Below are 17,537 nucleotides of genomic sequence, written 5' to 3' on the forward strand. Positions count from 1 at the left end.
CGCGGGCTCCGCCTACCTTCTTTGATCTTGGGCGCGGGAGAATCCGAGATTCGAACATGGCTACACCTCTGAGTGCTGATGCACTCGTGGCGGCACTGCGCGCTGAGGGCGTGCGCGTCGTCGAGCGCCCCGGTTGGCGCACCCACAACCGGAACCACAAGGGGCCTTGGGGGCCCGTCCGCGGCGTCATGATCCACCACACGGTGACGTCCGGCACCGCGAACACGGTCAGCATCTGCGAGAACGGCTACTCGGGCCTCCCGGGTCCGCTCTGCCACGGTGTCATCGCCAAGGACGGCACCGTCTACCTGGTCGGCAACGGCCGGGCGAATCATGCCGGGGCCGGCGACTCCGACGTTTTGGCCGCAGTGATCGCGGAACGGGCACTGCCGGCGGCGAACGAAGCAGACGCCGATGGCAACACCGCCTTCTACGGCTTCGAGTGCGAGAACCTCGGCGACGGCGCGGATCCCTGGCCGGGGGCGCAGCTGGAGGCCATCGAGAAGGTCTCCGCCGCGATCTGCCGTGCCCACAAGTGGGGAGCGGCCAGCGTGATCGGGCACAAGGAGTGGCAGCCCGGCAAGGTCGACCCGAAGGGCTTCGCCATGTCGGGCCTGCGCCAGCGCATCGCCGGACGCCTCGCGGGGTCGCCCGGTGGGGGCTCCGACCTCTACACCGTTCGCAGCGGTGACACCCTGTCCGGCATCGGACAGCAGCTCGGCGTGAACTGGCTCGCCCTGGCGCGCGAGAACGACATTCTCTCCCCCTACGTGATCCACCCCGGCCAGAAGCTGAAGGTACCGAAGTGACCAAGTCGCGCACCGCGTTCGATGCGAACCAGAGAACGATCCGTACGGTGTTCCAGACCTTTCTGGGTCTGGCGGCGGGCTTCCCGCTGATCGTGGACGCAGCGGGCATTCCTCAGACCGCTGCGGGCGTCGCTGTCGCCCTCGCGGTGGCCGGTGCCGTCACCCGGGTGATGGCGCTGCCCGTCGTGCACAACCTGCTGCCGAACTGGCTGTACCGCAGTGATCCGCCCACGAGCACCAGTCCGGGCGGCGGACAGCTGACCGTCGTGGACGACTGATCAAGGCGAGGCCCTCGGGATTCCGGGGGCCTCGCCGCTTCCTCAGGCGTGGGCCGGTGTCGAGATGTAGGCGCCGGCGGGGTAGGCGAGGGCGGCGGCGGGAAGCGGCGACTGGCGGCCGCTGAGCAGCACGGTCAGGCGGCCTGCTCCGGCGGCGGCCGAGCCGGGTCGCCCGTTCAGGCGGCGCAGGGCCTGGGCGGCGACCGCGTCGGCAGAGCCGCGCAGGATCGGGGTGACGAGGGAGGGGCGCCGTAGGGATGCTCGGATCTGGTTGGCGACGAGCTGGTAGTGGGTGCAGCCGAGGACCACGTCGGTGACACCGGCTGGTGTTCGCCGGGAGGCGTCGGCTACCGCCTCCTGGATGGCGGACGAGTCGGCGTGCTGGACTGCGTCCGCGAGTCCCGGGCAGGCGATCTGGGTGACCTGAACTCCAGCTGCGTGCAGGTGGATCAGGGCGGTTTGGTATCTGCTGCCGGTGGTTGCTGGTGTGGCCCAGATCGCGACGGGTCCACCAGTCGCGACCGCGGTCTTCACCGCGGGTACCGTCCCGATGACGGGGATCGCCGGTTCGAGTGCCGCCTTCACGGCGGACAGCGCGTGCACCGTGGCGGTGTTGCAGGCGATGACCAGAGCATCTGGGCTATGGGCTGCGGCTGCATGGGCGGCTTCCAGGACCCTCTGCCGGAGGTCGGAGGCGGTCCGTGGCCCCCAGGGCATGCCGTCCGGGTCGGAGGAGAGGATCAGGTCGGCGTCGGGCCGTAAGCGCCTTACAGCAGCTGCTGCCGCGAGAAGGCCGATTCCGGAGTCGATGAGCGCGATCTTCAAGGGTCACCTCGGCGGTCTACCCGACACCACGGCCGGGACGTCGTGAACGGTTGCCGCAGGCTGGAACGCAGTCCAGAGTTGACCGGGGCCGCCCTCCCCACCTGTTTTGAGGAGGGCGGCCCAGTCGTAGGCGTGGACGCTGTGGGTTAGCCGGCGCGCTTCACGTGCTCGATGAAGGGCAGCCAGGCCGCGGGCTGGAAGCGGAAGGCGTCTCCGTTCGGCACCTTGGAGTCCCGGACGGCCATGTCGCCGTTGTTGCAGCGGCCTCCCTGCACGCAGTTGCCCCCCTGGTCGTTGCTGTAGCTGGACGAGAACCAGTCGACGGACAGCTCGTCGGCACGGATGGACATCAGTACTCCTTACAGGCGTTTCTGATCATGCCCAGGGAGTCCTCATACCCTGGGGCGATGGCTTGCAGGTCACGGACTGCGGCTTCGTACTTGCGTACGTCCTGGTCACGCCGGGATACCCCGGCGCCGGCCAGACTCTCCATGTAGACAATCGACTTGAGCGGCTGTCTGAACTTCATGAACGTGAAGCTGCCGTTCATCCCCGGGTGAGCCCCGAGTTCGAACGGGATGACTTGGACCTTCACGTGAGGCATGCTCTCAGCGACCTCGGCGATGTACGCAAGTTGGGCCCGCATGACGTCCCGGCCGCCGACCCGTCGCCGGAGGACAGCCTCGTTGATGATCGCGGTGAACTCGGGCGGCGAGGCCTGGCGACGGAGGACTTCCTGCCGGGTGATGCGGACTGCGATCTTGAGATCAAGCTGATCGGCCGGCTGCCCCTCGTTGGCCCGTCCCATGATCGCCCGGACGTACTCCTTGGTCTGGAGCAGGCCGGGCACGTATTCGGACTCGTAGCTGATCAGACGATCGGCGATGGCTTCCAGCCCCAAGTACGCCTTGAATCCGGGCTGGATGACGTCCCGCACGTCCTGGCGCTGCCACCAGTCCTTTTTGGTCTTGGTCACCGTTGCGTAGCCGCCGAGCTCGGCGGCCTTCTCCGGCGGGACTGCGTACAGCGCGCACAGGGCGGCGACATCGGCGGGCTCGACTATCCCGTTGTCCGCCGTTTCGAGCCGTGTGAGCTTCGAGGGCGCCCAGGAGAAGTGGCGGGCCACTTCGGATGCGGACTTCCCAGCCGATGTACGTGCGGCCCGCAGTTCCACGCCCAGCTGCACTCGGCAGAGCGCGGGCGAAGCGGACTCGATGACGGGCCCCTCTGAAGCCCCTGTACCAGCCGTCGAGCTGAGGTCGTTCACGATCACCCTCCCCTACGTGTCGCCTCACAGTCTGACGGCGGACATTCGAGCTGCGCAACGCGCCTTCCGCCATTTCGCGGAATGTTCCGCGATTAGCTGCAACTGCCTGTGTGTGCACGGAAGTTCGAAGACGAAAGGAGTCTCACAGAATTCTGCGAAGAGGCTTCCACCGTAGCCGTTGCGCTGCCATGCTGTTCCCCGTTGAGCACGTTGGGTTCGAGTGAATCGACTCAGCGTGACCTCGGTGTGTGGCGCGCCCTCCAGCAGCTCAGGGCCGCGTGCTGCCCGGAACCGCGACCGACCAAGACGAGGTGCGGCATGCCGTTTCGCAATACCCCCGACGAGAACCCGGCGACGAGCACAGGACGCCTGTTCCCGAGCGCCATTGACCTTGAGTTCAAGGTCCGTGGCAGACGGGCGGGTTCCGGCGCCGTGGACGACGTGGACGCGATGTTCCCCCGACGCGCCCGCCTCCTGTGCAAGGCGTGGCTCCGGCTGGCCAGCCAGGAGGACCTGATCGACTCGCTGGAGCTGGTGACCTCCGAGCTGGTGACGAACGCTCTGCGCTACGGATGCGGCCCCGTCATCACGTTCCGCCTCGGTGTCGAGAGTGATCTCCTCCGGCTGGCCGTCGGCGACGGGAGTTCGGAGCTCCCCCGTGTCCGCACGGCAGACCCCTCGTCCGAGAGGGGACGGGGAATGCGGATCGTGCTTCAGACGGTCCGCAGCACCGGCGGCAAGCTCGGGTTCAGCCAAGACGGCACCACCACCTGGTGCACCTTCCCCATCTCCAAGGAGAGACAGAGTGTTTGAGGTTGACGACGACGACTTACGGCCCTCCGCGCACTCCGGACGATTAGAGGTCCGTAGCCCACGAACCGCATGGGCCAGAGCGCAGGATCTCCAGCCCATGCCGCATTTCGCACAGGCTGATGAGCAACCCCAGACAGGACAGATGCGGCCGGCCAGTGAGCCCGGCCCGTGGTCCACGTACAAGCGACGCCCGCGGTCGGAAGCCAGCCCGACGCCGGACGCCTGACGTGTCCTTACGCCACAGCCCAACTTCTGACGGTGCTGCCCTTCTTCAGGGAGCCCGGCGCTCACCAACGAAGAGGCTTCCCCGGCTCCGGGTCGCGGTCCGACATCCCTTTCGGATTCTGGACCGCTCGGGCTTCGGACCGGGCACCTCATGCGCGATGGCCCTCTACTCGGGGTACGTCGTCGTCTGGGTTGCCCTGCGTCTGCTGACCCTCGCCCCCTGAGACCGGCAGCACGGGTGCGACGGACCTGCGCCGACACCCTCATCCCCCGCTGCCCCAGGGCAGCCTTCAGCCAGAAAGGCGTTCTTGTGGATCAGCTCCCACCCCCGGCCTGTCCTCACTCTCCCCCGTGTCCGCGGGCTGAGGACAGCAACCGGGGAGAGGCGCAGATCGTGTCCGCGCACCCCGAACAGGGCTGGAACCTTCTGTGCAACGGCGTCGTGAAATTCGACGACGACGCCGCGATGCTTCTGCCCGACGGACAGATCATCGCCTCGCCGAAACGTGTCGTTCTGGACGGGGCGGCATGACGGGCACAGCGCGTCCTTCTACACAGTTCGGGTTGACCGAGCGCGAAGTCCAGACGGTGAGTCTGGCGGCCGAGGGACTGAAGATCCAGGCGATAGCCCGTCGCCTGTCCGTCAGGCCCGGGACGGTCCAGTCCCGGTTGAAGTTCGCCCGGCTCAAGACGGGCTCGGTGCGCACCACCGCTTTGGTCCACCAGGCCTATGCGTCGGGTCAGCTGTCCAGGCCCAACCCCGAACCGCCCGTGCCGCTGTCCGAGGAGCAGGTCCTCGTACTTGGCTACCTGGCGGAGGGGCTGACGGTCGTGGACATGCAGGCGCAGGTGAGATGGACGGAGTGGCGCCTGCGCGAGACGTACGGCGATCTTCTGGCCGCCCTGGACGCTACGGGCAGGCCTGCGTACGCGATCAAGCGTGCGTGGGCGATGGGGCACCTCACGGCCTACGAACAGACCGTCCAGCAGTCAGCCCCGTAAGGGGCATCCACGGCGTCCCGGCGCGGGTATGCGGCCCGCTCAGCCTTCCACCGCGTACGCGGGCACGGCACCGGGCCGGGACGCCTCCGATCGGAGCAGCACCCCAATCACGAGGAGCGTACATGTCTGACCATTCCCACTACGGGGGCCGGATCGGTGTCCTGTACGGCGGAGACTCTCCCGAGCGGCCCGGGTCCATCGCGAGCGCCGAGGCCGTGTTCAAGGCGCTGTCGGGCGCCGGCATGAGGGCCGAGATGATCGACCTGGGCGACGTTCGCGAGCTCGGCGCAGGTCTGCGGGAACGCATCGACGTCGCCTTGCTCGCCTGCCACGGGCTCGGCGGTGAGGACGGCAAGATTCAGGGCCTCCTGGAACAGCTCGGTATCCCGTACACCGGCTCGGGTGTCCTGGCCTCCGCGCTCGGCATGCACAAGCCGACGTTCAAGACCCTGCTCGCGGCCCGGAACATCGACACCCCCAAGTCCATCACGGTGCTGACGGAGCACTCTGTGGAGACCACCCTGACGACGGTCGAGCTGAACCTCGGCTATCCGGTGTTCGTGAAGCCCGCGGGCGGCGGGGGAAGCCTCGGCGCCGGCATCGCCCGCACCGCGGAGGAGCTGGCGGAGCTGCTGCGGGCGCGGCGCGACCAGCCGTACGCCGAGTACATGGTCGAGGAGTACATCGACGGCATCCCGTGCACGGTCGGCATCCTCGACCAGGGCGGCCCCGTCGTGCTGCCTCTGCTGACCTGCGAGACGGATCGAGCGTTCTACGACTACGAGGCCAAGCACGACCGGGGCCTTCGCCACGAGACGTGCCCGGCCGAGCTGCCGGAGCAAGTGGAGCAGCGGGTGGTGGAGACCGCGCTGCAGGTACACCGGCTGATCGGGGCGCACGGGGTGAGCAGGGTGGACTTCCTGATCGGCGAGGACGGCCGCTGCCCGGTGCTGGAGGTGAACACCGTTCCGGGGCTCAGCGAGGCCGGGAACCTGGCCACGATGGCCGCTGCGGCCGGCGTCTCGTACGTCCAGCTGATCAAGGCAGTGCTGGACACGGCGTTCACGAAGGTCTCGTACGTTCCCTGACGGCGGCAGAGTGGGGGCATGACCGCTGCCACGACCCACCATGTCCCCTACTTCTCCCAGTGGGAGTCGTCGGCCCTGGTGCCCGAGTTCGTCTCGGGCACCACTTCGGCTGCCGATGATCCACTGTGGGAGTCATCCGGCGCCGACACGGCCGAGGAGTACGCCTTCTGGGCGCCTCGGATGTGCGGCATGGCGTGCCTACGGATGGCGCTCGGGCACTTCGGGCAGCCTGTGCCCGCGTCGGTGCCGCTGGTCCGTGAGGCCCTTGATGCCGGAGCGTACGTACGCGACGGCGATCAGGTGCACGGGCTGATCTACGCACCGTTCGCCGCGTGGGTGGCCTCCCGCTGGGGCCTGTTCGCCGAGGCCAGGCCCCAGCTGTCGGTCGAGGAGGTGGACGCCGAGGTATCCCGCGGGCGCCTGGTGCTGCTCTCCGTGCACAAGACCATCCGAACCCTCGACCCCAGCCCGGCACAGCGCGGCGGACACCTGGTGCTCGCCGTCGGCGCCGGTCCCGACCACATCGCGATCCACAACCCCTCCGGGTTCCCGGAGCAGTCACAGCAGTTCCACCAGGTCCCGAGGAGGGACCTCGGCCGGTTCTTCGCCGGACGGGGGGTCGTCCTGGGCCCCGCACAGTAGGAGCACCCGTGATCCCCCTCTCTCTGGAAATCGCCGCCCTCGTCACCAACGGGCACCTCGACGTCGTTGACGATCACAGCAGTCACATCACCGGGCCGCTGGTATTCGACTCCCGCGAGATCACGCCCGGCAGCCTGTTCTGCTGCCTCAAGGGCAAGACGCTCGACGGGCACGACTTCGCCGCGCAGGCTGTGAAGGCCGGCGCTGTCGCCGTCCTCGCGGACCGCCCCGTCGGCGCTCCTGCCCTCGTGGTACCGGATGTACTGGCCGCGATGTCCCAGATCGCCAAGCGTGTGGCCGACGCCTACACCGGCACGGTTATCGGGCTGACCGGGTCGGCGGGCAAGACCAGCACCAAGGACCTGCTGAAGTCCATCCTGGAGCTGGACGGCCCCACCGTGGCGACGCCTCGTTCGTTCAACAACGAGATCGGCTTCCCCATCACCGTCTCCAGGGTCGAGAAGGACAGCCGGTACCTCCTGCTGGAGATGGGCGCTCGCGGCCTCGGACACATCGACAGCCTGTGCGATGTCGCCCGGCCGTCCATCGCCACCGTGCTCGGGGTGGGCTCCGCGCACATCGGGGAGTTCGGTTCCCGCGAGGTCATCGCCGACGCGAAGGCCGAGATCGTCCGGGCCCTGCCCGCGCACGGGATCGCCGTCCTCAACGGGGATGACCCCCTCGTACTCGGAATGGCTGGGGACACCGAGGCTACGGTCATCACCTTCGGGTTCGGTGAGGACTGCGATGTCCGCGCGGAGCAGGTCGGTGTCCAGCTCGACGGGCGCCCGCACTTCGTGCTCGTCCACGGAGGTACGCGGCGTCGGATCGACCTGCGGGTCCACGGCCGGCACAACGTGCTGAACGCCCTGGCTGCCGCTGCCACCGCCATCGCAGCCGGAATCCCTGCGGACCGTATCGCCCAGGGGCTCCGCGAAGCGGAGATCTCCAGCGGCGGCCGCATGGAGGTCACCACGCGGGCGGACGGGGTCACCGTCATCAACGACGCCTTCAACGCCAGCCCGGAATCCGTTGTCGCCGCGCTCGTCGCCCTCGGGGACATCGCCGGGCCGACTCGCCGGAAAGTCGCGGTCCTTGGGGAGATGGCGGAGCTGGGCGACGAGGCGGACGCCTGGCACGACAAGGTGGCCGAGCACGTGGTCCGTCTCGGTCCGGCCGAGGTGATCGGCATCGGCCGCACCCACATGGATCGGATGCTGGCTGCGATGCAGGCCGCGGGACTCACCGCCTCGAAGGCCGACCAGGGTGTGCCGCTGGTCGAGGAGATCCAGCGTCTGCTGCGGCCCGGTGACGTGGTCCTGGTCAAGGGTGCCAACTCGCTCGGGCTCGAAGCGGTAGCTCGGGAGCTCGCCGGCGCCTCTGCGATGTAGGAGCCGTCCGACTGGGCCCCGCTGCGCTTGTTCTGCAGCGGGGCCCAGTCGTGTCCGTTTTCGGCGAAATGCCGCCGCCTGCAAACTGGCGCAATTTTCGTGCGTTACAGGTGAGTTCAGTGCAAGGATTTCACCCGAGTGACCCGGCAGCACCCCGAGCGAGGAGGGCACCATGGCTCTGCGCATGCTTGGCAAGGACCCCGAGAGCAAGACGGGCGACAGCCCCACGATCTACCTGGACGACGAGCGCGACACCTACGTGGTGCAGGGCTGGAAGGTCCTGGACACCGAATGGCGGGCCCAGTTCGGGCTGCCCGACCAGGAGGACGTGATCGAGCTACCCCGCAGGATGGTGGCCTTCTTCGAGCAGGAAGACCGTGGCAAGAGCCCCGAGGCGAGCGACAGCCCCACGATCTACCTGGACAAAGAGCGCGACACCTACATGGTGCAGGGCCGGAAGGTCCTGGACACCGAGAGGCGTGCCCAGCTCTCCCTTCCCGATCACGAGGACGTGATCGAGCTGCCCCGCAGGATGGTGGCCTTCTTCGAGAAGGAGGATCGTGGCGCCGCCGACGTTTAGGGAGCTCCTGGCCTCCGCTCAGCACTCCGCCGTCCATCTGGAGATGCGGGATGCCTACATGCCCGATCCCGCATTCGATGCGTGGCGGGACGGCTCGCGGGAAGATCTCCTTGCCGATGACGAAGACTTTCAGGCCTGGCTGAGCTTGGTGCGGGAGACCACCGCTCGTGGGGTGGCTATCCGAAGAGCCCGCTTGTTCTGCACCCCCGAGAGCGACTACATCCGCTGGGAGCACTTCATCTCCGACGCCAACGTGTCCGCGGGTGAGGACATTCGGTGGTTGTCGCGCCGCAACACCACGGGCATCGGCTTCCCGGGCAACGACTTCTGGATCTTCGACGATTCCCAGGTCCTCGTTCAGCACTTCGCCGGCGACGGGACGATCAAGCCGGAGTGGCGGGAGCTGACCACCGATCCTGTGGTCTTGGACCTCTGCCGCCGCTCGTTCGAAGCCGTGTGGGAGCGTGCGGTCCCGCACGCCGACTACAAGCCCAGCTAGCCCTCCTCCCATGGCCGCGTCCCCATTCCCCGCAGTAGATGAGGCCCGTCGGAGCCTGGGGGCGCGCCTGCGCGAGTTGCGCCGAGCGGGCGGCTTCAAGACGGCACGGGCCTTCGCGGCCCGTGCCGGCTGGAGCGAGTCGAAGGTCTCCCGACTCGAGACCGCTGTGTCGTCGCCGACCGAGGAAGACCTGCTCACCTACGCGGAGTACTGCGGAGCCCCGGAGGACTACGCGGATCTGCTGGCGACAGCGAGCAGCATTGAAGAGATGTACGTGGAGTGGCGGCGCGTCTTCGGTGACGGTCTCGCCCCGGTGCAGGAGGCTGCTCTGCCACGCTACGAGCGCACCCGTCACTTCCGTATCTACGAGCCGGGCGTGGTGCCTGGCCTTCTCCAGACACCCGCCTACGCGCGGGCCCTCATGGGCCGGATCATCGATTTCTGGAACATCCCTGATGATGCCGAGCAAGCCGCCGAGGTGCGTGCTGTCCGCAAGGCCGCCGTCCTTCGGGATGCCGGGCGCCAGTTCGGCATCGTGGTGGAGGAGACCGCGCTCCGAGCCCGCTTCGGGGACACAGAGACCATGGCCGCCCAGCTCGGGCACCTGATGACCGTCTCGCTGTGGCAGCAGGTCAGCCTGGGCGTGATCCCGATGGGCGCGCAGCGGGTGATGTGGCCCAACGAGGGATTCTGGGTGTACGACGGGGAGCGCGTCGTCATTGAACTGGCCTCCGCCGAGGTGACGTTGGTCCAGCCGACCGAAGTGGCCACCTACGCCAGGATCTTCTCGGAGCTCGCCCGGATCGCCGTCTACGGCAAGGCAGCTCGCGCGTTGATCACCGAGGCGATCAACGCACTTGAATGACCGGCTGCAAGCCCCTGCAAATTTCTTGAGCCCGCGGCCCCCACCTCACCATGCTGTCACCACCCCAAACAGCTCCCATCAAGATCGGTGGTGATCGCGTGGGCACGAAGGACGCCCCCTCGTCGTTGGAAGACACCATCTCCGGCAACGCGGCCGACTCCCTGACAGAAGCGTTGAGTTCAATCGGCATCGACTTGCCCTCGATCCACAGCACACGCAGCACCGAGGGCCGGCTCTACGTCGACCTGGGCAGCTGCTCGCCCGCGGTCGCGTACCAGCTGGCCCACTGGATCCAGGACCACCAGTGACGCGGCTGGCCGCGACGCCGGGCGCGGTGATCATGCAGCCCACAACCCAGTGCCTTCCCCTCGACTGCTCCTACTGCTATCTGCCATTCCGGAAGACCAAGCACCTCATGCCCGTCTCGGTGGCGGAGTCCGTCGCCCGGTCCGTGAACCCGTGGGCGGGATCGAACGCTGCCTTCGAGGTGGTCTGGCACGGCGGGGAACCCCTGGCGGCGGGCCGCGATCATCTGGCCGCGCTCATGGCTCCATTCCAGGGGGTGAAGCACACCGTTCAGACCAACGGCGCCCTGATCGATGACGCCTGGTGCGAGTTCCTGATCGAGCACGACATGAGCGTCGGCGTGAGCATCGACGGCCCCGCCCACATGAACACCCAGCGGGTCACCAGTGCCGGACACCCCGCTTTCAACGTGATCATGCGGGGCATCGAGCGGCTGCAGCGCCACGGCATCCCCTTCTCGGCCATCGCGGTCGTCTCCGAGCCTGACGCTGCCCTTGCCGGAGAGTTCTACGAGTTCTTCGCGGACCTGGGCTGCACGTCCGTCGGTGTCAATATCGAGGAGCAGGAGGGCGCCAACCTCACGGAGGAGCGGGACGCCGAGGAGGTGGTCCGGTTCTGGGAAGCACTGGCCTCCGCCTGGCAGGCCAGCCCGAGCATTCCGGTGAGGGAGGTGACCCGGGTTCTGGACTTCGCCCGCACGGTACTGAACCGTGGCGACCACGCCGGCAGCACCACCGTGGTGTGGGACCCCCTCCCAACCGTGGCCTATGACGGCGGTGTCGTACTCCTGTCGCCGGAACTCGCCGGCTACCAGGACGCACGCTTCGGTGACTTCACCACCGGCAACGTCCTGAGCGATCCACTGCACGTGCTGCTGGCCGAAGCCGAGGCTCGTACGCCTTGGTTGATGGAGTTGTGGGCAGGGGTCGACTCCTGCCGCGCAGCCTGCCCGTACTTCGCGTTCTGCGGTGGAGGCCACGCGGCGAACCGGTACTTCGAACACGATCACCGCCTCGACGGCGGTCGCACCCGGTACTGCACGTCTTCCAAGATCGCACTCTTCGAAGGGATCACCCGTCATGTCCGCTCCCGCGCCCTCACTCACTGACCGCGTCACCGAGCTCTCCGAGGGCTTCCTTGAGCTCATATCCCTGGCTCCGCTCCCGCCCTGCGCGAAGTTCGACAACAGGCCGACCTGGGTGAACAACACGCCGGCCTTCGACAACAAGGCGACCTGGGACAACTGGAACAAGAAGTAGAACCGACTGGGTGGGCCACCGTCTGGCGGCCCACCCAGCCCGAACGAACGGAGCATCCCGATGGAGAGCCGCACCTTCGGTCACACCACGGTGACCTTGCCCAATCTCGAAGAGCCCGGCCTGTACCTGACCAACGTGGCCGCTCTGGAAGCCGGCCGCGGCATCGTCCAGGACTTCCAGTACATGGGCGTCAACGTCCGTTCCCTGGAGCTGGCGTCGACACAGCTGATCACCGGCCGTATCAGCGGGCTACGCGCGGAGCGGGTCGTCTTCGACGATGTTCGGGTCAACGGAGTCGAGTTCGTCGGATGCGACCTGTCCTCGCTCCAGTGGCGGGACAGCAAGCTCAGCCGCGTCGTGTTCCGTGACTGCAAGATCATGGGCGGGATGCTTGGCGGGCTGAGCCTTGAGAACGTCGTGTTCGAGAAGTGCCGGCTCGACTACGGCACCTTCGAGAAGGTTCGCGCGGCGGGCCCTGTCGCGTTCTCCGAGTGCAGCCTCGATGAGGCCACCTTCACGGAGTGCGACCTGACGCGGGCAGCAATCCACAGCTGCTCGCTGCGATCGACCGATTTCGGGAAGGGCCGCTATACCGGTCTGGATCTTCGTGGCAGCGACCTCTCCCAGGTCGCGGGGGCCGCCCACCTGAACAAGGTCCTCATCACGCCTGCCCAAGCCGACGAACTCACCCGGGCTCTCATGGCCGACCTAGAGGTCAGTTACGGCGATCCGATCCGCGGCGACCTGTGACCCGTTGCTCTGAAGGACCCACACCATGCCCCTGAATATCGCGTTCCGTGATCCCGTTGCCCTACGCGCACGGTGCCAGCACGCGCAGGTCCGCATCGCGCGCGCGGATGCACGCTACGAGGACGGTGCCGTCGTTCCAGACGGGGCATGGAGCCCCCTCACGGATGACCTCACTCGCGCCTTGTCCGTGGATGCCTCGACGGCTCCGGAGAGGATCGTGGAGATCGTCCGTCCACCACACCTCGACGGCGGCAGCGCCCTGGAGGATCTTGCGGGTCCGCTGGGTGATCCGGAGGCCCTGCACTTGGGCCAGGCCCCGGCGTGGCCGGACATGGTCACCACCACGGACAACTACGAAGTGGGCCGTCTCATCGGCATTCACCTCGACAACTGGGACAGGCTCTCCTACGCCGACAAGGCCACTGGCCGGCGGCGGCTCTGCCTGAACCTCGGGCCCGGCCCCCGGTACATCCTGCTCGGGGACCTCGACGCCCAGGAGGTATGCCGGGCGGTCCACACCGACTACCGCAACCGCTATCCCCACACCGATGACGTGCGCGCGCTCATGGCCTCAGGGGGCGCGATGCGGTGTTTCCGTATACGTCTCGATCCAGGCGAGGGGTACATCGCCCCCACCGAGCTCATCCCCCATGACGGATCGACCGAGGGTCTCTCCTCGTCATCCGTCGCCGCATTCTGGCTCGGCCGGTGGGCGCCCGGAGTTCTCCCCAGCCTCATATAGCGGCGCGTCGGAAGGCCTCGGCCTCGATCGGGTGGAATCCGGCCGGGCGAGCCCTTCGCCATGGCCCGTTCCTACATTCTGACCAGCCAGAACAGCAGAGCGCACTGAGTAAGGAGCACCGCAATGGCCTTCGACTTCCCCGATCCGGCCGATGAACCGCTGGAGGTGTGGGCAGCCCGCCGAGAGGGCCGCAGACGCAAGGTCGGCGAGCTGCGAGCGGTTTCCCTGACCGATGGTCCGGCCCGCGGTGGCCACGTTCAGCCCGAGGCTCCGAGGGCCATCGAATGCTGGGATGGGTTCGCCTGGGAGCCGGTCACGATCGCCCCCGACTACGCCGCTGCGCGACGGGTCGTCGACCCGACCGCTCCAGCCGATGCTGTCGTCGTCCCCGGCTACAGCCCGCTGCCGCTGCGCGCTGGACGCGGCCGGCACCGCCGCACCTGACTCTGTCCCACCCCGAACGAGACGAGGAACGCATGCAGGATCTGTGGAAGACGATCACCGAGCTGGCCGCCACCTTCGAGGCCAGTGACTCCGGGCGGTCCTTGCCCATCGAGGAGCAGTGGACTTTGCAGGTCCTCAAGATCGGGGAGGAGTTCGGGGAGGCGGCCCAGGCCGTCGTAGGTGTTCGGGGGACCAATCCGTGCAAGGGGCAGTCGCATTCGTGGGAGGACGTGCAGGCCGAGGTGGCGGACACGGCGATCACGGCGTTGGTCGCGCTCGCACGGATGCGCCCGGACGCGGCTGACTACTTCGCCGGTCAGATCGCGGAGAAGTCGAGCCGGTTCCTGCCTCAGCAGCCGACCTTCGATGACGCGGTCTCTGTGGAGGCGCCGTGAGCGGCGTCTGGCTCCCGCCGGAGGAGTACATCGCCACGCTCCCGAAGGCGACCGCGTACGCCTGTTTCTTCGTGACCGACGAGCGGGACCGGCCGATCCAGTTACGTGCGGCCCGGAATCCTGAGGTCTGGCAATGGCCGGGTGGCAACCAGGATGAAGGGGAGACCCCCTGGCAGTGTGCCCAGCGCGAGGCACTGGAGGAGACCGGTCTCACCTTCGGCGGTGATCCGAAGCTCCTGGCGGTGCATTTCCTTCCCCCGCTGGGCGACTGGACCCTCAACAAGATCGGGTTCGTCTTCGATGGCGGGCGGCTCACTGATGAGCAGATCGGCAGCATCGTGCTCGACCCCGACGAGCACAGCGAGTTGAAGGTTCTCCCTCTGTCGGGCTGGGGGCGTGCCATGGGTTCGGCCGGCTACCGGCGGCTGTGCGCGGTGGCCTATGCCCGGCGGACGGGGACGGCCTGTTACCTGGAGCATGAGGTGTCGTAGCGGGTCGCTGCCGCTCGATGGAAACGGGCAGAAGAGGATACGTCCAGTGCCTGGGCGTCCCGGTCGCGCGGCTCGTGGCGCCGGATACGGAAAAACCCCCGAGCATCGGCTGATTGGCGGGGGCGTTTCCGTACACCTCTTGGAAAGTGTGATCCCCAGTCTAACGGCCCGGCGGGGACGCTTCCGGGGCCCGTGTGCAGCCCGACCTCTTTACCCGTATTCTGCTATGGAAGATTCGGGAGAGAGGTGGGGTTGTCGTGGCGAAGCCGCTGGTATTGGGCCGCAAGGAGATCGCCAAGGTGTACGGCATCGCCCCTACGGCCGTGAGTGACCGGTGGGTTCCTGGCGGGGTGCTCTCGTATGAGGACGCGGTGATCGTCTCGGGCAAGCCGTACTGGCCGGGCGGCCTGGTGATCGACCTGGCGCTTCCGCCGGGGAGCCGTGGCCGGCAGCTGGATCAGGGCCTGCTGGAGAAGCTCATCGAGGAGCAGGGTGCGACGTCGAAGCCGATGAAGGCTGCGGAGCTGCCGCCTCTGGTCGGCGCGCAGGAGTACGCGGAGCTGTTCGGCGTGAGCCAGGTCAAGGTGAGCCAGGCGGCGCGGACGAGTGCGCGCGGCCAGTTGCCGGCGGCGGACTACTCGCTGTCGGGGTCGTCGCTGTGGCTGCTGGACACGGTGCTCGCCGGCGCGGAGCACACGGTGAAGGTTTCCGCGGAGGCCCGCCGCAGCCCTGGGGAGTGGAAGTTGAACGAGTCGGTCGCGGAGCGGCTGCGGACCGGCACGTACGAAGGTCCGGGGTCGTCGTTCAAGGCGCGCGGGAAGAAGGCCGTGGCGGAGGACTCCGAGGCGTAGGCGTCTCGCCGTCGTCGCGGCCGGCCGCCCTCGTCGCGTCCTGCGGGACCGGCGAGGGCGGTTCTCGTTGCCTTACGCCTGCGGCGGGCGCCCTTCGGGCTTGTCCGTGCCGAGCTGCTCGTTGAGTTTCTGCTGAACCATGTCGGTCTGACCCTGGTACTTGTTCTGGGTCTTCGCGTCGAAGGCGTCTCCAGCCTTCTCTACGCCCTGCCGGGCTGTGTCCTCGTGGCCCTTGAGCAGGCCCTTGAGCTTGTCGAGCATCGACATGGCGGCTCTCCTTACGGATATCGGCGGATCCAGCATTGCGGCATTTGTTCGGGCTCGCATCCGCAGGCTGCCGCTCAGCCTGCGCTGGCGGCCGGGCGTCTCGGCTCTCCGGGTGTTGATTGACACCCCCCTCACGAGTAGTAGAATTGCGATATAGGCAGGGCGATGCGGTTGATCCACCACGCCGGAGTGACGTAGAAATAGGCCACTACTTACAAGAGGGGGAAAGTTCATGACTTCCATGCAGCTCGAATTGCCGATGGCGCCGCTGCGCCACCCGGACCGGGCCGGCGAACCGCTGAGCATCCAGGACCGCTTCGAGGCGTTCCACCAGCTCAACCCCTGGATCCTCGGGAAGCTGGAAGCCATGACCGCCGACTGCGTCGACCGAGGCCTGAGGCGGGTCGGTATCGGAATGCTCTTCGAGGTCCTGCGTTACGAGTACGGCAGGGCTACCAGGGGCGACGTCTGGAAGCTGAACAACGACTTCCGGTCCCGCTACGCCCGCCTGCTGCTTGAGCGGCACCCCGAATGGTCGTCGGTCTTCGAGACCCGAGGCCTGCGCAGCGCCTGAAATAGGCCACTACACATAACATCTCTTGGAGTAGTTCATGCCCACCCAGCCCGTCCCCAAGCTCCGCACCCGAAAGCCCACCGGTGTCATCCCCTGGCCGGTGATCCTCCTCGAAGGCGAGGAGAAGGCAGGCAAGAGCCACACGGCCGCCACGTTCACCGGATCCAAGAAGACCGGACAGGCGTACTGGCTGGAGCTCGGCGAGGACACCGCCGACGAGTACGTGAACGTGCCCGGCGCGGACTACCTGCTCATCGACCACAACGGCAGCTACCGCGACATCCTCGGCCAGATCGAGGCCGTGCACGCCGAGGCGAAGCGGGCGGCCGCCGCGAAGGAGAAGCCGGTGGTCCTCGTCATCGACTCGGTGTCGATGCTGTGGCGGATGCTCGTGAACTGGACCAACGAGCGGGCCAGGCGCTCGATCTCGGGCCAGAACAAGCTGCGGAAGGACCCGGACGCCGAGGTCAAGCCGTCCATGAACCTGTGGAACGACGCCGCCGAGCGGTGGAACAAGGTGATGTACCTCGTCCGCACCATGCCGGGCATTGTGATCCTTCTGGCACGCGGCAAGGAGGTCACTGCCGTCGACGGCAACGGCGACCCGATCCCCCGTACCAAGGACTGGCGGGTCGAGGGCCACAAGTCCCTCGCCTTCGACTCGACGGTCTGGGTTCGGCTGCGCCGCAACGAGGACCCCCAGATCATCGGCGCTCGCTCCCTGAAGTTCGAGGTGCCGCGAGGCGGGGAGCCGAAGAACGCGCCGGACCTGACCATCGAGCAGCTGGTGTTCGGGTGGATGGGCTGCGCGATCCACAACCAGCCGAGGGCGACACCCGAACTGACGGGTGACCTCGCGCAGGCGTGGCTGCCGAAGGTCAACGAGGCGGCCGCTGCCGGCGTGGGCGAGCTGAAGAAGCTGTGGAAGCAGATCGAGGGGAACGAGAACCTCAGCCGCGAAGAGGTCTTGGTGATCCGGGCCTCCATCGAGCAGAAGGCCGTCGCGTTGCAGAACCCGAAGCCCCTCGTGGACCCGACGAGCGATGCCGCGCGCCTGCGGGCTGCCGCAGCCGAGGACGGCGAGGAGCCGCCGCCGGGAACGGCCTTCGACGAACACGAAGCCGCCTGATCCCCTCCCCTACCTCGCTTCGCCGGGCCCGCCTCGATGGGCGGG

At 67.6% G+C, this 17,537-nt stretch carries 26 protein-coding genes; 22 read left to right on the forward strand and 4 right to left on the reverse strand.

The features are described 5' to 3' along the window. The first annotated feature begins 56 nt into the window (after positions 1-56). On the forward strand, positions 57-809 hold the full coding sequence (locus AC3IYJ_RS16870) for an N-acetylmuramoyl-L-alanine amidase (protein ID WP_489402110.1): 753 nt from the start codon (positions 57-59) through the stop codon (positions 807-809). Then, positions 806-1,087: a hypothetical protein gene (locus tag AC3IYJ_RS16875; protein WP_489402111.1), complete on the forward strand. Its 282-nt coding sequence runs from the start codon at positions 806-808 to the stop codon at positions 1,085-1,087. Before AC3IYJ_RS16870 ends, AC3IYJ_RS16875 begins: the two co-directional genes overlap by 4 nt. A 42-nt stretch (positions 1,088-1,129) precedes the next feature. On the opposite strand, the gene AC3IYJ_RS16880 is transcribed toward AC3IYJ_RS16875, so the two are convergent. The 3 genes from AC3IYJ_RS16880 to AC3IYJ_RS16890 all read right to left on the reverse strand — a co-directional run bounded on the left by AC3IYJ_RS16880 (position 1,130) and on the right by AC3IYJ_RS16890 (position 3,179). Next, positions 1,130-1,912: a glutamate racemase gene (locus AC3IYJ_RS16880; RefSeq protein ID WP_489402112.1), complete on the reverse strand. Its 783-nt coding sequence runs from the start codon at positions 1,910-1,912 to the stop codon at positions 1,130-1,132. 146 nt (positions 1,913-2,058) lie between these two features. Further along, a complete protein-coding gene (locus AC3IYJ_RS16885) occupies positions 2,059-2,262 on the reverse strand; it encodes a DUF397 domain-containing protein (RefSeq protein WP_489402113.1) in 204 nt (67 codons plus the stop codon). Beyond that, the gene (locus tag AC3IYJ_RS16890; RefSeq protein ID WP_489402114.1) at positions 2,262-3,179 is read right to left on the reverse strand and encodes a helix-turn-helix domain-containing protein; all 918 of its coding nucleotides are present in this window, start codon (positions 3,177-3,179) and stop codon (positions 2,262-2,264) included. The genes AC3IYJ_RS16885 and AC3IYJ_RS16890 overlap by 1 nt, the downstream gene beginning before the upstream one ends. Before the next feature lie 318 nt (positions 3,180-3,497). Between AC3IYJ_RS16890 and AC3IYJ_RS16895 the strand changes: the two genes are divergently transcribed. The 18 genes from AC3IYJ_RS16895 (at position 3,498) to AC3IYJ_RS16980 (ending at position 15,522) form a co-directional block, all read left to right on the forward strand. Next, entirely contained in the window at positions 3,498-3,992 is a 495-nt protein-coding gene (locus AC3IYJ_RS16895) for an ATP-binding protein (RefSeq protein ID WP_489402115.1), read from the forward strand. A 535-nt stretch (positions 3,993-4,527) separates the two neighbouring features. Further along, positions 4,528-4,749 carry a DUF5999 family protein gene (locus AC3IYJ_RS16900; protein WP_489402116.1) on the forward strand — a complete coding sequence of 74 codons (222 nt, stop codon included), beginning with the start codon at positions 4,528-4,530 and terminating at the stop codon, positions 4,747-4,749. A gap of 32 nt (positions 4,750-4,781) precedes the next feature. Further along, entirely contained in the window at positions 4,782-5,219 is a 438-nt protein-coding gene (locus tag AC3IYJ_RS16905; RefSeq protein WP_489402117.1) for a helix-turn-helix domain-containing protein, read from the forward strand. 122 nt (positions 5,220-5,341) lie between these two features. Continuing rightward, positions 5,342-6,307, forward strand: coding sequence for a D-alanine--D-alanine ligase family protein (locus tag AC3IYJ_RS16910; RefSeq protein ID WP_489402118.1), 966 nt, complete (start codon positions 5,342-5,344; stop codon positions 6,305-6,307). An 18-nt stretch (positions 6,308-6,325) separates the two neighbouring features. Then, positions 6,326-6,949: a cysteine peptidase family C39 domain-containing protein gene (locus AC3IYJ_RS16915; protein WP_489402119.1), complete on the forward strand. Its 624-nt coding sequence runs from the start codon at positions 6,326-6,328 to the stop codon at positions 6,947-6,949. A gap of 8 nt (positions 6,950-6,957) precedes the next feature. Then, positions 6,958-8,340, forward strand: a complete 1,383-nt coding sequence (locus AC3IYJ_RS16920; RefSeq protein WP_489402120.1) for a UDP-N-acetylmuramoyl-tripeptide--D-alanyl-D-alanine ligase — start codon at positions 6,958-6,960, stop codon at positions 8,338-8,340. A 172-nt stretch (positions 8,341-8,512) separates the two neighbouring features. Beyond that, positions 8,513-8,920: a hypothetical protein gene (locus AC3IYJ_RS16925; protein WP_489402121.1), complete on the forward strand. Its 408-nt coding sequence runs from the start codon at positions 8,513-8,515 to the stop codon at positions 8,918-8,920. Continuing rightward, complete coding sequence (locus AC3IYJ_RS16930) at positions 8,901-9,419, forward strand: DUF6879 family protein (RefSeq protein ID WP_489402122.1); 519 nt, start codon at positions 8,901-8,903, stop codon at positions 9,417-9,419. The genes AC3IYJ_RS16925 and AC3IYJ_RS16930 overlap by 20 nt, the downstream gene beginning before the upstream one ends. Before the next feature lie 10 nt (positions 9,420-9,429). Further along, positions 9,430-10,284, forward strand: coding sequence for a helix-turn-helix domain-containing protein (locus AC3IYJ_RS16935; protein WP_489402123.1), 855 nt, complete (start codon positions 9,430-9,432; stop codon positions 10,282-10,284). Between the two features lie 125 nt (positions 10,285-10,409). Then, positions 10,410-10,592, forward strand: coding sequence for a hypothetical protein (locus AC3IYJ_RS16940; RefSeq protein WP_489402124.1), 183 nt, complete (start codon positions 10,410-10,412; stop codon positions 10,590-10,592). Beyond that, positions 10,589-11,698 (forward strand): cyclophane-forming radical SAM peptide maturase AmcB, encoded by a 1,110-nt coding sequence (gene amcB, locus AC3IYJ_RS16945; RefSeq protein ID WP_489402125.1) that lies wholly within the window; start codon positions 10,589-10,591, stop codon positions 11,696-11,698. Before AC3IYJ_RS16940 ends, amcB begins: the two co-directional genes overlap by 4 nt. Then, a complete protein-coding gene (gene amcA, locus AC3IYJ_RS16950; protein WP_422518430.1) occupies positions 11,670-11,849 on the forward strand; it encodes a multiple cyclophane-containing RiPP AmcA in 180 nt (59 codons plus the stop codon). The genes amcB and amcA overlap by 29 nt, the downstream gene beginning before the upstream one ends. A gap of 60 nt (positions 11,850-11,909) precedes the next feature. Then, positions 11,910-12,599: a pentapeptide repeat-containing protein gene (locus AC3IYJ_RS16955; RefSeq protein WP_489402126.1), complete on the forward strand. Its 690-nt coding sequence runs from the start codon at positions 11,910-11,912 to the stop codon at positions 12,597-12,599. A gap of 25 nt (positions 12,600-12,624) precedes the next feature. Continuing rightward, positions 12,625-13,341 carry a hypothetical protein gene (locus AC3IYJ_RS16960; RefSeq protein WP_489402127.1) on the forward strand — a complete coding sequence of 239 codons (717 nt, stop codon included), beginning with the start codon at positions 12,625-12,627 and terminating at the stop codon, positions 13,339-13,341. Between the two features lie 123 nt (positions 13,342-13,464). Then, positions 13,465-13,785 carry a DUF6087 family protein gene (locus AC3IYJ_RS16965; RefSeq protein ID WP_489402128.1) on the forward strand — a complete coding sequence of 107 codons (321 nt, stop codon included), beginning with the start codon at positions 13,465-13,467 and terminating at the stop codon, positions 13,783-13,785. A 32-nt stretch (positions 13,786-13,817) separates the two neighbouring features. Further along, entirely contained in the window at positions 13,818-14,180 is a 363-nt protein-coding gene (locus AC3IYJ_RS16970; protein WP_489402129.1) for a MazG-like family protein, read from the forward strand. Then, entirely contained in the window at positions 14,177-14,671 is a 495-nt protein-coding gene (locus tag AC3IYJ_RS16975) for an NUDIX domain-containing protein (RefSeq protein ID WP_489402130.1), read from the forward strand. The genes AC3IYJ_RS16970 and AC3IYJ_RS16975 overlap by 4 nt, the downstream gene beginning before the upstream one ends. 257 nt (positions 14,672-14,928) lie before the next feature. After that, a complete protein-coding gene (locus tag AC3IYJ_RS16980) occupies positions 14,929-15,522 on the forward strand; it encodes a hypothetical protein (RefSeq protein WP_489402131.1) in 594 nt (197 codons plus the stop codon). A 72-nt stretch (positions 15,523-15,594) separates the two neighbouring features. Here AC3IYJ_RS16980 and AC3IYJ_RS16985 read toward each other — a convergent pair whose 3' ends face one another. Further along, a complete protein-coding gene (locus tag AC3IYJ_RS16985) occupies positions 15,595-15,789 on the reverse strand; it encodes an antitoxin (protein ID WP_327303020.1) in 195 nt (64 codons plus the stop codon). Between the two features lie 232 nt (positions 15,790-16,021). Between AC3IYJ_RS16985 and AC3IYJ_RS16990 the strand changes: the two genes are divergently transcribed. Then, positions 16,022-16,363 (forward strand): hypothetical protein, encoded by a 342-nt coding sequence (locus AC3IYJ_RS16990; RefSeq protein ID WP_489402132.1) that lies wholly within the window; start codon positions 16,022-16,024, stop codon positions 16,361-16,363. 37 nt (positions 16,364-16,400) lie between these two features. Next, positions 16,401-17,492, forward strand: a complete 1,092-nt coding sequence (locus tag AC3IYJ_RS16995; RefSeq protein WP_327303022.1) for an AAA family ATPase — start codon at positions 16,401-16,403, stop codon at positions 17,490-17,492. Positions 17,493-17,537 lie beyond the last annotated feature (45 nt).

The organism is Streptomyces sp. GL_140 (assembly GCF_057834465.1).